Below are 13,468 nucleotides of genomic sequence, written 5' to 3' on the forward strand. Positions count from 1 at the left end.
GGCCAGGGCCAGAAGCCCTGGCCGCGCATATTCTTGCCAACCCCCATTGGTGAGTGGTGGGGTTTGGTGGGGTCAGTGCCCGCCTGCAGCTGCGACGCTGCGGGGTTCAGTCGGCATCTCGCGCGGAGGGCGGCCGATCACGTCGCGCAGGTCTTCCAGCTCAATGAAGTTATCGGCCTGGCGGCGCAGTTCGTCCGAAATCATCGGCGGCTGGCTACGGATGGTCGAAACAACGGAAACACGTACGCCCTGCCGTTGCAGGCTTGCGATCAGCGGGCGGAAATCCCCATCGCCCGAAAACAGTACGATATGATCAACGCGTGGTGCCAGTTCCATGGCATCGACGGTAAGCTCGATATCCATGTTTCCCTTGACCTTCCGACGCCCCATGCTGTCGGTGTATTCCTTGGCCGGTTTGGTGACCATGGTGAAGCCATTATAGTGCAGCCAGTCCACCAGAGGCCGGATCGGGGAATACTCGTCATTTTCCAGTAGCGCTGTGTAGTAGAAAGCTCTAAGCAGTTTGCCTCTGCGCATAAATTCCTGACGCAGCAACTTGTAGTCGATGTCAAACCCCAGTGCTTTGGCGGCTGCATAAAGATTCGAGCCGTCGATGAACAGCGCTAGCCGTTCGTCCTTGTAAAACATAAAATGGTCCTTCCGGTATAAGCCACCGCACCGTGAGCTCCGTGAGTGATAAAGTAATAGGTCAGTGCAATGGTGTCCTTAAAATAGGTGTTTTAGGCTTTATCGCAAGTATTCTCTGGTCCGAATATGGGGTCTGAAGTGGACAAAACCTTGTCAAAAGCGGTCATTGCCCTAGGGGCAAATCTCAGTCTGAGAGGTTGTGGGCCCAAGGTGACACTTGAGCGGTCGCTGATCGCGATGGCCGAGGCGGGCTTGGTGATTCGCAAGACAAGCCGGTTTTTTGCCACCCCATGCTTTCCGGCAGGGGCAGGGCCGGACTATGTCAACGCAGCGGTTTTGATCGAATCGGACCTCACGCCACAGGGTGTTCTGGACCTGCTGCACCGCATCGAACATGATTTTGAGCGCGCCCGTGAACAGCGTTGGGGCATGCGCACTCTGGACCTCGATCTGGTCTTTTGGGATGAACTTGTGCTGCCGGATGACGCCGAATACCAGCGCTGGCTGACCCTTCCCCCCGAAGATCAGACCAAATCTGCGCCGGAACACCTAATCCTGCCCCATCCGCGCTTGCAGGACCGCGCTTTTGTGCTTGTCCCCATGGTGGATGTCGCCCCCGATTGGCGCCATCCCGTTCTGGACCGGACAGTGACGCAGATGGTTGCAGCCTTGCCGCCCGATGAGGTGGCAGAGGTCAAGCCTCTGTGATCCTCGCATTTGCGGCATTTCTTGCTTGTCAAGGCGGGGATTCGCGCTTAGATAAACCCCTTCCTGCCACGGATTCATTTACGGAGAGCGCCCCATGGCCCGCGTTACGGTCGAAGATTGTGTAGACAAGGTCCCGAACCGGTTCGAACTGGTGATGCTTGCAGCCCACCGGGCGCGCGAGATTTCTGCTGGTGGCCCGATCACCGTTGACCGCGATAACGACAAGAACCCTGTCGTCTCGCTACGCGAAATCGCCGACGAAACCCAAAGCGCTGATGAGCTGCGCGAACGTCTGATCGAAGCCAACCAGACCCAGATCGAGGTTGATGAGCCCGAAGAAGATCAGATGGCCCTGCTGATGGGTGCGGAATCTGACAAGCCTGCGGATGACGACATGTCGGAAGAAAAGCTCCTGCGCGCTCTGATGGAGGCCCAGGGCCAGGGGTAACCCAAGCGACAAAGGTGCGGACCGGATGATTTCAGAAGAAGACCTGATTGCGCTGGTCCGCAATTACAATCCCAAGACAAATGCCGACCGCATCGAAAGGGCCTATGAATTTGGCCAACAGATGCATGAAGGCCAGTTCCGCCATTCCGGCGAGCCCTATTTCTCTCATCCCGTTGCCGTTGCCGCCATCCTGACCGAACAGCGTCTGGATGATGCGACCATTATAACGGCCCTGTTGCACGACACGATCGAAGACACCAAAGCCAGTTATGGCAAGGTTACCGAACTGTTCGGGGATGAGGTCGCCAAGCTGGTCGATGGCGTCACCAAGCTGACCAACCTGCAGCTGTCCAGCCGAGAGACCAAACAGGCCGAGAATTTCCGCAAGCTGTTCATGGCCATGTCCAAGGATCTTCGGGTTATTCTGGTCAAGCTCGCCGACCGTCTGCACAACATGCGCACGATCAAGGCGATGCGCCCTGAAAAGCAGGTGCAAAAAGCGCGTGAGACAATGGATATTTACGCGCCGCTTGCGGGCCGGATGGGGATGCAATGGATGCGCGAGGAACTCGAAGACCTTGCCTTCCGCGTACTGAACCCCGAAGGCCGCCAGTCGATCATCCGCCGCTTTATCACTCTGCAACGCGAAACCGGCGACGTGATCCATCGCATCACCGGCGACATGCGGCACGAATTGGAAAAGGCGGGCATTGAAGCCGAAGTCTTTGGTCGCGCCAAGAAACCCTATTCGATCTGGCGCAAGATGCAGGAAAAGGATCAGGGTTTCTCACGTCTGTCCGACATCTACGGGTTCCGCATCATCACCCAGACCGAAGAAGACTGCTATCGCACACTCGGTGCCATCCACCAGCGCTGGCGCGCCGTGCCAGGGCGATTCAAGGACTATATCAGCCAGCCGAAATCGAACGGTTATCGCTCGATCCACACAACGGTTTCGGGGCGCGACGGCAAACGGGTCGAGGTCCAGATCCGCACTCGTCAGATGCACGATGTGGCCGAAACCGGCGTTGCAGCGCACTGGTCCTATCGCGACGGTGTGCGGTCCGAAAACCCCTTTGCGGTTGACCCGGCAAAGTGGATCGCAAACCTGACCGAGCAATTCGACAGTGAGGATGATCATGAGGATTTCCTCGAAGCTGTGAAGCTCGAGATGTATTCGGACCAGGTGTTCTGCTTCACCCCCAAGGGCGATGTGGTGAAACTGCCGCGTGGGGCGACGCCGATTGATTTTGCTTACGCAATCCACACCCGCATTGGTCATGCCTGCGTGGGGGCCAAGGTTGATGGCATTCGTGTGCCGCTCTGGACCCGGCTCAAGAACGGTCAATCGGTGGACATCATCACCGCCGATGGCCAGAGCCCGCAGGTCACTTGGCTTGAGATCGCGGTTACCGGCAAAGCCCGCACCTCGATCCGCCGCGCGTTGCGCGAGGTCGACCGGGAACGCTTCATCAAGCTGGGTAAGGAACTGGCCCGCGCCGGGTTCGAAAACCTGGGCCGCAAAGCCACCGACAAGGCGCTGGAAACCGCTGCCAAACACCTGCGTTTGAAAGATCGGGACGAGTTGCTGGCCCGTCTGGGCAGTGCCGAGTTGACCGCCCATGAGGTGGTCGAAGCGGTATACCCCGAACTCACCAAGGATGATGGCGACGCGATCTCGCCCCGTCGTGCTGTGATCGGGCTTGAACCGGGCCAGAAATTCGATCGTGCCCCCTGCTGCCAGCCACTGCCGGGCGAGCGCATCGTCGGAATTACTTATCGTGGCAAGGGTGTTGTCGTGCACGCCATCGACTGCGATCGCCTGACCGAGTTTGAAAATGAACCCGAGCGATGGGTTGATCTGCACTGGCATTCGGGCACCCACCCCGCCGTCTATGGCGCGACGCTGGATTTGACCATCGGCAATGATGCCGGGGTGCTGGGGCGTATTTGCACATTGATCGGCGAGAAAAAGGCCAATATCTCGAACCTCGAATTTGTCGACCGCAAACCGGATTTTTATCGGCTGATGATCAATGTCGAACTTCGCGATCTTGAACAGCTGCATTCGCTGATGCTGATGCTCGAGGCTGAAAGCGACGTTGCTGCGGTCGAACGGTACCGGGAAAGTGCGAAACCCGCCGTTGCGGCTGGCTGAGAAGGGGTGATCACGAGTGGTTTTCAAGCGCCGAGATCGCCGCTCGCCTGTCCAAGTCGCGTCAGAGTTCGTCTATCCGCGCGGCGGATGGACCCGTGCCTTTCACTATGTCAAACATCGGGTTCGGCGCCTGCCTGACAGCCCGGAACGCATCGCGCGTGGCATCGGGGCAGGGGTGTTTGCCTCGTTCACGCCTTTCTATGGCTTGCATTTCCTGGTCGCCGCCGTGCTGGCGCGGCTGCTGAACGGCAACATTCTTGCCGCGCTCAGCGGCACGTTCTTTGGCAATCCCCTGACCTACGTGCCGATCGCGGTCATCAGCCTGCAAACCGGGCATTTCCTGCTGGGGACCAAGTTCCGCAAAGACGATACCGATGGGTTGATGGGGAAATTTGCGGATGCGATGGGCGATCTCAAGGACAATTGCATCGCCATGTTCACCCATCGCGAGGCGGACTGGCACGGGCTTAGCCGGTTCTATGACGATGTGTTCTTTCCTTATATGATCGGCGGGGTCATTCCAGGCATCGTGGCCGGAGTGATCTGCGCCTATCTCAGCCTGCCGCTTATCCGTACTTATCAGCAACGCCGCCGCGCCAGAATCAAAGCGAAGTTTGAACAAATCAAACGCCTTGCTCAGGCAGAGGCTGACGTTCCCCCGACAAAACCACTAGGCTCGACCTCAGGGACAATGAAGGATTCGAAAGATGTCTGACAACCGTTTGCGTCTGGGCGTGAATATCGACCACGTAGCCACCGTGCGGAATGCGCGCGGCGGGGCCTATCCCGACCCACTGCGCGCCGCCCGGATCGCGGAAGAGGCCGGGGCCGACGGCATCACAGCACATCTGCGCGAAGATCGCCGCCACATCTCGGACGCCGATATCGACGGGTTGATGGAGATCCTGTCGGTGCCGCTGAACTTCGAGATGGCCGCAACGGACGAGATGCAGAAAATCGCCCTGCGCCACAAGCCACACGCCGTCTGCATCGTTCCCGAAAAGCGCGAGGAACGCACAACCGAAGGGGGGTTAGAAGTCGCGCGCGAGGAAAATAAGCTGGCCCATTTCATTGCGCCCTTGCGCGATGTGGGCTGCCGCGTGTCGATCTTCATCGCCGCCGACCAGCGCCAGATCGACGCCGCCCACCGCATCGGGGCCGAGGTGATCGAACTGCACACCGGTGCCTATTGCGATTTCCACGCGGAAGGCAAACTGGACGACGCCGCGCGCGAACTGGAAGCCCTGCGCGAGATGTCCGCCTATGCCCATTCGCTGAGTCTTGAAGTTCATGCGGGTCACGGGCTGACTTACGACACCGTGCAACCGGTGGCGGCCTTCCCTGAAGTGCGAGAGCTGAATATCGGCCACTTCCTGATCGGCGAGGCCATCTTTCGCGGCCTCACCCCGGCGGTTCACGAAATGCGCCGCCTGATGGACGAGGCGCGGGCATGATCACACCCGGTTTTGTGGCGATCTGGTTTGCATGGCTCATGGCCGGGGGCTCTCCGGGCCCTGCCACCATGGGCATCGCAGGAACCGCCATGAACGAAGGCCGCACCGCCGGTCTGGCCTTTGCGCTGGGCATCTGCGCCGGGTCCGCCGCGTGGGGCATCGCCGCCGCACTGGGGCTGTCGGCGATCATGCTGGCCAATGTCTGGGTGTTCGAGGTGATCCGCTATATCGGCGTCGCTTATCTGGGCTGGCTGGCGCTCAAGGCGCTGCGCCGCGCGCTGACTTCGGATGAGGTCGCGCTGGGCAATCCGGTCACCGGCTCATTGGGTACGATATTTGCCAAGGGTGCAGCGATCCACCTGACCAACCCCAAGGCGATCCTCAGCTGGGGCTCGATCTACGCCATCGTTGCGCCAAATGACGCCAGCCTTGCTATGCTGCTGGGTTATTTCGCCATGCTCTATGCGGGTTCACTGCTGATCTTCATCGGCTACGCCTTCCTGTTTTCGTCTGCGCGCATGGTCAACGCCTATCGCCGCGCCCGCCGATGGTTTGATTTTGCCTTCGCGGGTTTCTTTGGCGTGGCCAGCTACAAGATCCTCACGGTGCGCCTGTCATGACCTCTGAGGTGCAAGGATGATCCGACATTGCGTGATGCTGCGACTCAAGCCCGATCACGACACCGCAGAGCTTGCAGCTGTGATGGATGGGCTGGGCGCGGTCGCAGACCGTTTGTCTGGCTGCGGTGGCTTCACCCACGGCCCCAACCGCGATTTTGAGGCAAAATCCCCAAGCTATCCCTACGGCTTCACACTGGATTTCGCGGCTCAGGCCGACCTGCGGCGCTACGCCAGTGACGAAACCCACCAGCAGCTGGGCGCTCGGCTTGTCGCTTTGTGCGTGGACGGGGCCGAGGGCGTTTTGGTGTTCGATCTGGAAATGCCCGACGCGGTTGACCAATAGGAGACGAGGGACTTTCATGAAAGCAATTACTTATCGCGGATTCGGTGCGGCGTCGGACGTCCTAGAATTGGTCGACCTGCCCACGCCCAACCCCGGCCCAGGCGACGTTCTTGTCCGGGTCCACGCCAGCGGCATCAACCCCTCAGACGTCAAGCTGCGCGGCGGCGCGCGCCCTGGCGCTGTGATGCAATACCCTATGGTTGTTCCCCACTCGGACGGGGCCGGAGTGATTGAGGCCGTAGGCGAAGGGGTCGATCCCGCGCGCGTCGGCGAACGTGTCTGGATCTGGAACGGCCAATGGCAACGCGCTTTTGGCACTGGGGCCGAATACATTGCGCTACCCTCCGAACAGGCCGTATTCCTTCCAGATACGACCGGCTTCGCCGAGGGCGCGTGTTTTGGTATCCCAGCCTTGACTGCATGGTATGCGCTCTATTGTGACGGACCGATCAATGACCAGACTGTGCTTGTGACCGGTGGTGCAGGAACGGTTGGGCGCTACGCCTGCCAGATGGCCGCGTTGGGTGGCGCGCGCGTTATCACAACGGTCAGTTCAGATGAAAAAGCCGCCCATTCCGGCGCGTCCGAATGGATCAACTACCGCACGCAAGACGTGGCCGAGGCGGCGATGGACATGACCAACGGCGCAGGCATAGACCGCATTGTCGAGGTTGATTTCGCCGCCAACCAACCCGCTTCCCTTTCTATGATCCGCCCCGGTGGCACCATCGCCAGCTATGCCTCGGCTTCGCAAATGAAGCCCGAACTGGATTTCTATGGCTTCATGTTCAAGAACATCCGCCTGCATATGCTGATCGTCTACCAACTCGACGCCGCCGCCCGCCGTCGTGGCGAGGCGCAGTTGGGCCAGTGGCTGGAACAAGGCGCACTGTCCCACGCCGTCGTCCCCGGCGGAGGGCTGATGGATGCGGCAAATGCACACGCAATGGTCGAGGCGGGGCAAAAGCTCGGGACCGTTGTGTTGGAGGTCTGACATGATCCTCGGCATCGGCACCGACCTCGCAAATATTGATCGCATTCATGGCACGCTCGACCGGTTCGGCGACCGCTTCCGTAACCGTGTCTTCACTGAAACCGAACAGCGCAAGGCTGAGCGTCGCGCCGATACTGCGGGCACCTACGCCAAACGCTGGGCCGCGAAAGAGGCGTGCTCGAAGGCGTTAGGCACCGGCCTGCGGATGGGGATCGCGTGGAAGGACATGGCGGTGACCAACCTGCGCACAGGCCAGCCCGTTATGCATGTCACCGGCTGGGCCGCAGAGCGACTGAAAGAAATGACTCCCGAAGGCCACGAGGCGATCATCCACGTCACCCTGACCGATGATCACCCCTGGGCGCAGGCCTTTGTGGTGATCGAGGCCCGCCCACTTCAAGAAGCGCCCGCGCAGCCTTGACTTGCCCCCAACTGACCCGCATGTAGCACCCCAACCACGCAGAGACTGGAGAGAGCAGTATGGCCGAGGAAGCCAAATCCGGAAACGCCATTTGGGAGACGATCAAAACCATCGTCTATGCCCTGCTGATCGCGGGCATTTTCCGCACCCTGTTCTTTCAGCCGTTCTGGATTCCTTCCGGGTCGATGAAGCAAACCCTACTGATCGGGGATTTCCTCTTCGTCAACAAGATGGCCTATGGCTATTCCTATGCCTCGTGCCCCAGCCTTATCATCCCCAGCGTTGGCCTCAACATCGATGCCGAAGACATCTGTGGCTGGATGCAGAGCGATGACAACTCGCGTCTGATCGGCGGCGACCCTGATCGCGGCGATGTCATCGTCTTCCGCCATCCGGTGACAGGGCGCGACTATATCAAGCGACTGATCGGCCTGCCGGGTGATCGTATCCAGATTCGTGGAGGCCAAATCATCCTCAACGACACTCCTGTGCCGCAGCAACCCGATGGTGTGTTCACCGAAGTTGCTGAACCGCAGGGCCCACAAGGCCTGCGCCCGCGCTGTTCCAACGGTCCCGTCGGGATCGGCGGTGTTTGCGAAAAGAACCGCCTGATCGAGACCTTGCCAAATGGCGTTTCCTACGTCGTGCTGAACATCGGCAATCAGGGCTCCGACAATACCGGGGTCTATACCGTACCCGAGGGCCATTATTTCTTCATGGGCGACAACCGCGACAACTCAGCCGACAGCCGTCTGCCGCAATCCGCCGGAGGCGTTGGCTTTGTGCCGTACGAAAACCTGATCGGTCGCGCCGACAGGATCATGTTCTCCTCCGCTGGCCGGTCCATGCTGTTCTTCTGGACATGGCGCGGTGACCGCTTCTTCAAGGCGGTCAATTGAAGCTATCGGCTGAGATAAAGGCGTTCCAGCAACGCTTGGGGTATGAGTTTTCCGACCCTGAACTGCTGGTGCGCGCGCTGACCCACGGCTCGGTGTCCTCTGCCACGCGCCCCGACAATCAGCGTCTTGAATTTCTGGGCGACCGCGTCCTGGGCCTCGTCATGGCCACTGCTTTGCTTGAGGCCGACAAGAAAGCTTCCGAAGGCCAACTGGCCCCCCGTTTCAACGCGCTGGTGCGCAAGGAAGCCTGCGCCGATGTGGCCCGCCAGATTGATCTGGGTGCGGTGCTGAAACTGGGCCGGTCCGAGATGCTGTCCGGAGGTCGTCGCAAGCAGGCCTTGCTGGGCGACGCGATGGAGGCGGTCATCGCGGCCATCTACCGCGACGCAGGATTCGAGGCTGCCCGAGACGTGATCCTCGCCCTCTGGGGCGATCGCATCCACAAGGTCGAGGCCGACGCCCGCGATGCAAAAACCGCCCTGCAGGAATGGGCACAGGCCCGCGGCCAGAAACCACCCAGCTATGTCGAGGTCAAACGCACCGGCCCTGACCATGCCCCGATCTTCACGATCGCCGCTCGTCTGCAGAATGGTACCGAAGCTCAGGCCACCGCAGGCTCCAAGCGACAGGCCGAACAGGCAGCGGCAAAGGCGTTGTTGGAACAGTTGTCTTGATCCTCTGCGCAGCCAGATCATGAAAATCAGACCCGCCCAAAAAACCGACGCCGCCAGCCTTGCGGCCCTGTCAATTGAGGTCTGGATCGGAACCTATCTAAAGCGAGGTGTGAATTCCTTCTTTGCCGAATTCGCACTGTCCGAATTCACAACCGCCCGGTTCGAAGCCATATTGGACGACGGCCAAGATCTCTTGATGGTTTCTGAAAACGAAGACGGGATCGACGGCTATATTCGGCTTGCGGAAAGTCGCGCCGCACCCGTGGACGGGCTTTCTGATCTGGAGATCGTAACGTTCTACGTCCAGCCCCGCCATCATGGTAAAGGCATCGGCTCAGCGCTGCTGGACGTCGCGGTCGACTACATGCATGAAAAAGGGCGCCCTTCGATTTGGCTGACAACCAATTCTGAAAACACGCCCGCAATCGACTTCTATCTAGCCAAAGGGTTCCGGCAGGTCGGAGTCACAGATTTTCGGATCGGGGACCAAGCCTATCCGAACCAAGTTCTGGCGTTGAACACTACAACCTGATCGCGCGATCAAGCCCGGCCAATGCCGGCACCGGCCGACCGGGTAGCGTCGCCCTATGGGCCGCAGACTGGCCTTCGCTCACTGATATCCGCAATGCGACAAATCCCTCTGGCCCGTCCGCGCATTCTGCTATAGGGGTGCGCACTTGCAAACAGGATCGCAGGACACATGAGCACACGCGCCGGATTTATCGCCCTGATCGGAGAGCCCAACGCAGGCAAATCCACCCTTCTGAACCGCATGGTCGGAGCCAAGGTCTCGATCGTGACGCATAAGGTGCAAACCACCCGTGCTCGCATCCGTGGCGTGGCGATGGAGGGCGATGCGCAACTGGTCTTTGTCGACACGCCGGGCCTCTTCAAACCACGCCGCCGTCTGGACCGTGCCATGGTCGCCGCCGCTTGGGGCGGGGCTGCGGATGCGGATGTGGTCGTGCTGATGATCGAGGCGCATCGCGGTATCACCGAAGGTGTCGAACGCATCCTCGAAGGCCTCGAAGAGATCGGGCAGGGCCGCACCATCGCACTTGCGATCAACAAGATCGACAAGGTTCCCTCGGAAAAGCTGCTGGCGCTGACCAGTGACCTGAATGCGCGTTATCCCTTTGCCGAGACCTTCATGATCTCGGCCGAAAAAGGCCACGGTGTCGACGACCTGCGCAAATGGCTCGCCTCGGAACTGCCCGAAGGCCCGTGGCTCTATCCAGAAGACCAGATTGCGGATCTGCCTCTGCGCATGATCGCGGCTGAGATGACGCGCGAGAAACTGACTCTGCGCCTGCATCAGGAACTGCCCTACCAGCTGACCGTCGAGACCGAGAACTGGGAAGAGCGCAAGGACGGCTCGGCCAAGATCGATCAGGTCATCTATGTTATGCGTGATGGCCACAAAGGGATTGTGCTGGGCAAACGTGGTGAGACCATAAAGGCCGTCAGTCAAGCGGCGCGTGCCGAGCTGGAAGAGTTTTTGGACCGCAAGATTCACCTGTTCTTGCAGGTGAAAGTCCGGCCCAACTGGCTGGAGGAGTCCGAGCGCTACTCGGAAATGGGTCTGGATTTCAAAGACGGCAACGCATGACCCGGGCCAAGAATTTTCGTCGAAAATTCTCAACCCCTACGGAAAGGTCAGAACCATGACCCGGCTGACGGCTGAATTCTGGGTGCATGCCTATCTGGCGCGGCTGCGGTTTCAGGAAATACCGGCTTTTGTTGTAGCGCATGGGGATGACACCGCAGGGGCGGTGCTTATCAAACTCAACACACTCAACGGGCGGGCCGCAGCCTTTCAGCGCAGTTTTGATTTGATGAGCGGCGAGCGCAAATGGGTGGAGCTCTCATCCGGCGAAGAGGCAGACGTAGATGCCGCCATCACCCGCCAACGCAGTTTTGACCCCGACCTTTGGGTGATCGAAGTGGAAGACCGCCAAGGCAGGCACCTGCTGGGTGAAGAAGGTCTGGACTAACCCGCGCCAAATGATCTTGGACGTACAGCGCAAAGCGACTATTTTGCATTGCAACCGGCTGAATGAAACGGCCCAATCTTCCGGGGGCCGCAGGAACAGGAGGGGGTTGAGTGGCTGAAACGCTTGCCCAGAAACTGGAAAACTCAAATCTCGGTCACTGGATGCAGCGGTTCGAGGGGTTCATGGTCTTCATCGGCGTCGTTGGCCCCTTCGCCACGCTTCCACAACTGATCAAGCTTTATTTCACCCACTCCGAACACGCGACCGGACAGTCGCTGCTGTCCTGGTCTCTGTATGCTGGGCTGTCGTTTTTGTGGTTCGCCTATGGGCTGGTGGTGGGCAAGTTGCCCATCTATGTGGGCAACGGTATCTCAATGGTGCTGAACCTGCTGATGGTTATCGGCATTCTGATTCACGCAGGTATGACGTTCTAGGGCGCGCGATCAGCCTGCATCGCTAAAATAGACAAAGCTCATCTTGTTGCCATCAGGATCGCGCGCATAAGCGCCATAGAAGTTCGGGCCATATTGAGGTCGATCTCCGGGGTCACCTTCATTTGTTCCGCCATTGGCAAGAGCCTCGGCATGCACCTCGCGAACTTCCGCTTCACTTTCGCAAAGCAAGCCAACCATGTTACCGTTTCCAACCGTCGCGGCCTCTTTGTCAAAGGGCGTCGCGACCCACATGGACCCACCGCCCCGCAGCTCGTAACAAACAGCGTGGGGCATATATTCAGCAATAACCTTGCCGCCGATTTTGGGCACAACCGCATCGTAAAAGCTTCGCGCTTTGACGACATCATTTGAACCGATCATGACATAGTTAAGTGACATTTCTTAAATTCCTCCGTGTAGAACATAAAGTGAACACTATTGCGTGAACAGATGTCACGCAACGTGTTTTTGGTGTTCCACAGGGTCAACCTAACGCGTTTCCATCTTGAACCTGCAACGGCCATAAGATTTCCTGCGTATATATCTGGTGACCTGACGAGGCCAAACTTGGACTGGCGTGATCACGGCATTCTTCTGACTTCTCGCCGTCATGGTGAGACAGCGGCGATCATCGAGGTCTTTACCGAAGCCCATGGTCGTCACGCCGGAATTGTGCGCGGTGGCACCAGCCGCAAGATCGCCCCGATCCTGCAACCCGGCGCGCAGCTGGACGTGCTCTGGCGCGCGCGGCTTGAGGAACATCTGGGCACCTTTCAGGTCGAACCCCTGCGCTCGCGCGCTGCAGCGGCGTTTTCAGGGCGGCTGGCGCTCGCCGGATTAAATGCGGTGGTGGCGCTGCTGTCCTTTTGCCTGCCCGAACGCGAGCCTCATCCGGCGATCTATCAGCAAACAGAACAGTTGATGGACCTGCTGGGTCAGGATGAGGTCTGGCCACTGGCCTATCTGCGCTGGGAACTGGCGCTGCTGGAAGAGCTGGGCTTTGGCTTGGATCTTTCGGCCTGCGCAGTGACAGGGGCGACCGAGGGGTTGGTCTATGTCTCTCCGAAAACCGGCCGCGCGGTCAGTGCGGCGGGGGCAGGGGACTGGGCCGATAAGCTGCTGCCTTTGCCCCCCTGCCTGCGCGGCGAAGGCGCGGCTCCGGATACCGAGATTGCTGAAGCCTTACGCACAACCGGGTATTTTCTGGAAAACCATCTGGCTCCGTCGCTGGGTCATACGCCGTTGCCGGACGCACGCGCGCGATTTGTGGCGCAGTTTACTCGGCGGCTTTGAACACCATTTCGTGCCCGTCCTCATTGCGCAGGATCAGCACATCGCCGGACACCTCGGACTGGGTCATCGCCATCAGTGCGGCGAAATAAAACCCCTCGGCTTCAAGCCCGGCGCAAGCCGCGCGGGTGGCGACAAGATCGGTGATCTCAAACCACGGGTAGGGTGCATTCAGTGTACCTGAATAGGTGTTGCACGGGGCATTGCCCTCAATCCGACCCTCTGCGGGGAATCGCAAAAGGGCGCTGGCCTCAAAAGGCTGCCCGTCGATCTCTTGCAAAGCCCATGTCTGATCCGCTGCGCCATAGGCGGCGACAGTCTCATCCTTGTCGCATTGGAACAGGGTTAAAAGGGGCAGGAACAAGGCCATACGTAACATCGCA

Annotated in this window: 19 protein-coding genes; 16 read left to right on the forward strand and 3 right to left on the reverse strand. The window is 59.4% G+C overall.

The window, feature by feature from the left end; translation table 11 throughout:
• Positions 1–72: 72 nt before the first annotated feature.
• Positions 73–648, reverse strand: a complete 576-nt coding sequence (locus ACR0NM_RS20380; RefSeq protein WP_039541714.1) for a LabA-like NYN domain-containing protein — start codon at positions 646–648, stop codon at positions 73–75.
• A gap of 126 nt (positions 649–774) precedes the next feature.
• Here ACR0NM_RS20380 and folK point away from each other — a divergent pair, with 126 nt between their 5' ends.
• The 15 genes from folK to ACR0NM_RS20455 all read left to right on the forward strand — a co-directional run bounded on the left by folK (position 775) and on the right by ACR0NM_RS20455 (position 11,795).
• The gene (gene folK / locus ACR0NM_RS20385; RefSeq protein WP_480616393.1) at positions 775–1,356 is read left to right on the forward strand and encodes a 2-amino-4-hydroxy-6-hydroxymethyldihydropteridine diphosphokinase; all 582 of its coding nucleotides are present in this window, start codon (positions 775–777) and stop codon (positions 1,354–1,356) included.
• A gap of 94 nt (positions 1,357–1,450) precedes the next feature.
• Complete coding sequence (rpoZ, locus tag ACR0NM_RS20390; protein ID WP_010437681.1) at positions 1,451–1,804, forward strand: DNA-directed RNA polymerase subunit omega; 354 nt, start codon at positions 1,451–1,453, stop codon at positions 1,802–1,804.
• Positions 1,805–1,829: 25 nt separating this feature from the next.
• Positions 1,830–3,962, forward strand: coding sequence for a RelA/SpoT family protein (locus ACR0NM_RS20395; protein WP_170392619.1), 2,133 nt, complete (start codon positions 1,830–1,832; stop codon positions 3,960–3,962).
• A 16-nt stretch (positions 3,963–3,978) separates the two neighbouring features.
• Complete coding sequence (locus tag ACR0NM_RS20400; RefSeq protein WP_170392618.1) at positions 3,979–4,677, forward strand: DUF2062 domain-containing protein; 699 nt, start codon at positions 3,979–3,981, stop codon at positions 4,675–4,677.
• Entirely contained in the window at positions 4,670–5,416 is a 747-nt protein-coding gene (locus ACR0NM_RS20405) for a pyridoxine 5'-phosphate synthase (protein WP_480616395.1), read from the forward strand. Before ACR0NM_RS20400 ends, ACR0NM_RS20405 begins: the two co-directional genes overlap by 8 nt.
• Positions 5,413–6,036, forward strand: a complete 624-nt coding sequence (locus ACR0NM_RS20410) for a LysE family translocator (protein WP_170425202.1) — start codon at positions 5,413–5,415, stop codon at positions 6,034–6,036. The genes ACR0NM_RS20405 and ACR0NM_RS20410 overlap by 4 nt, the downstream gene beginning before the upstream one ends.
• A gap of 16 nt (positions 6,037–6,052) precedes the next feature.
• The gene (locus tag ACR0NM_RS20415; RefSeq protein WP_170565060.1) at positions 6,053–6,379 is read left to right on the forward strand and encodes a Dabb family protein; all 327 of its coding nucleotides are present in this window, start codon (positions 6,053–6,055) and stop codon (positions 6,377–6,379) included.
• Between the two features lie 16 nt (positions 6,380–6,395).
• Complete coding sequence (locus ACR0NM_RS20420) at positions 6,396–7,373, forward strand: NADPH:quinone reductase (RefSeq protein ID WP_170565058.1); 978 nt, start codon at positions 6,396–6,398, stop codon at positions 7,371–7,373.
• A gap of 1 nt (position 7,374) precedes the next feature.
• Positions 7,375–7,794 carry a holo-ACP synthase gene (gene acpS / locus ACR0NM_RS20425; RefSeq protein ID WP_480616397.1) on the forward strand — a complete coding sequence of 140 codons (420 nt, stop codon included), beginning with the start codon at positions 7,375–7,377 and terminating at the stop codon, positions 7,792–7,794.
• Between the two features lie 59 nt (positions 7,795–7,853).
• Positions 7,854–8,693: a signal peptidase I gene (gene lepB / locus ACR0NM_RS20430; protein ID WP_480616399.1), complete on the forward strand. Its 840-nt coding sequence runs from the start codon at positions 7,854–7,856 to the stop codon at positions 8,691–8,693.
• Positions 8,690–9,367, forward strand: coding sequence for a ribonuclease III (rnc, locus tag ACR0NM_RS20435; RefSeq protein WP_170392611.1), 678 nt, complete (start codon positions 8,690–8,692; stop codon positions 9,365–9,367). Before lepB ends, rnc begins: the two co-directional genes overlap by 4 nt.
• 19 nt (positions 9,368–9,386) lie before the next feature.
• Positions 9,387–9,899, forward strand: a complete 513-nt coding sequence (locus ACR0NM_RS20440; protein WP_170597414.1) for a GNAT family N-acetyltransferase — start codon at positions 9,387–9,389, stop codon at positions 9,897–9,899.
• 168 nt (positions 9,900–10,067) lie between these two features.
• Complete coding sequence (era, locus tag ACR0NM_RS20445) at positions 10,068–10,976, forward strand: GTPase Era (protein WP_170392609.1); 909 nt, start codon at positions 10,068–10,070, stop codon at positions 10,974–10,976.
• Between the two features lie 55 nt (positions 10,977–11,031).
• Positions 11,032–11,361 (forward strand): DUF1491 family protein, encoded by a 330-nt coding sequence (locus ACR0NM_RS20450; protein WP_170402292.1) that lies wholly within the window; start codon positions 11,032–11,034, stop codon positions 11,359–11,361.
• Positions 11,362–11,471: 110 nt separating this feature from the next.
• Positions 11,472–11,795 carry a SemiSWEET transporter gene (locus tag ACR0NM_RS20455; protein ID WP_170392607.1) on the forward strand — a complete coding sequence of 108 codons (324 nt, stop codon included), beginning with the start codon at positions 11,472–11,474 and terminating at the stop codon, positions 11,793–11,795.
• A gap of 9 nt (positions 11,796–11,804) precedes the next feature.
• Here ACR0NM_RS20455 and ACR0NM_RS20460 read toward each other — a convergent pair whose 3' ends face one another.
• Positions 11,805–12,194, reverse strand: a complete 390-nt coding sequence (locus ACR0NM_RS20460) for a VOC family protein (RefSeq protein WP_170402289.1) — start codon at positions 12,192–12,194, stop codon at positions 11,805–11,807.
• Positions 12,195–12,362: 168 nt separating this feature from the next.
• Between ACR0NM_RS20460 and recO the strand changes: the two genes are divergently transcribed.
• Positions 12,363–13,088: a DNA repair protein RecO gene (recO, locus tag ACR0NM_RS20465; RefSeq protein WP_170392605.1), complete on the forward strand. Its 726-nt coding sequence runs from the start codon at positions 12,363–12,365 to the stop codon at positions 13,086–13,088.
• Here recO and ACR0NM_RS20470 read toward each other — a convergent pair.
• The gene (locus ACR0NM_RS20470; RefSeq protein WP_480616401.1) at positions 13,072–13,464 is read right to left on the reverse strand and encodes an META domain-containing protein; all 393 of its coding nucleotides are present in this window, start codon (positions 13,462–13,464) and stop codon (positions 13,072–13,074) included. The genes recO and ACR0NM_RS20470 overlap by 17 nt on opposite strands.
• Positions 13,465–13,468 lie beyond the last annotated feature (4 nt).

Source organism: Ruegeria sp. AF2 (assembly GCF_056542025.1).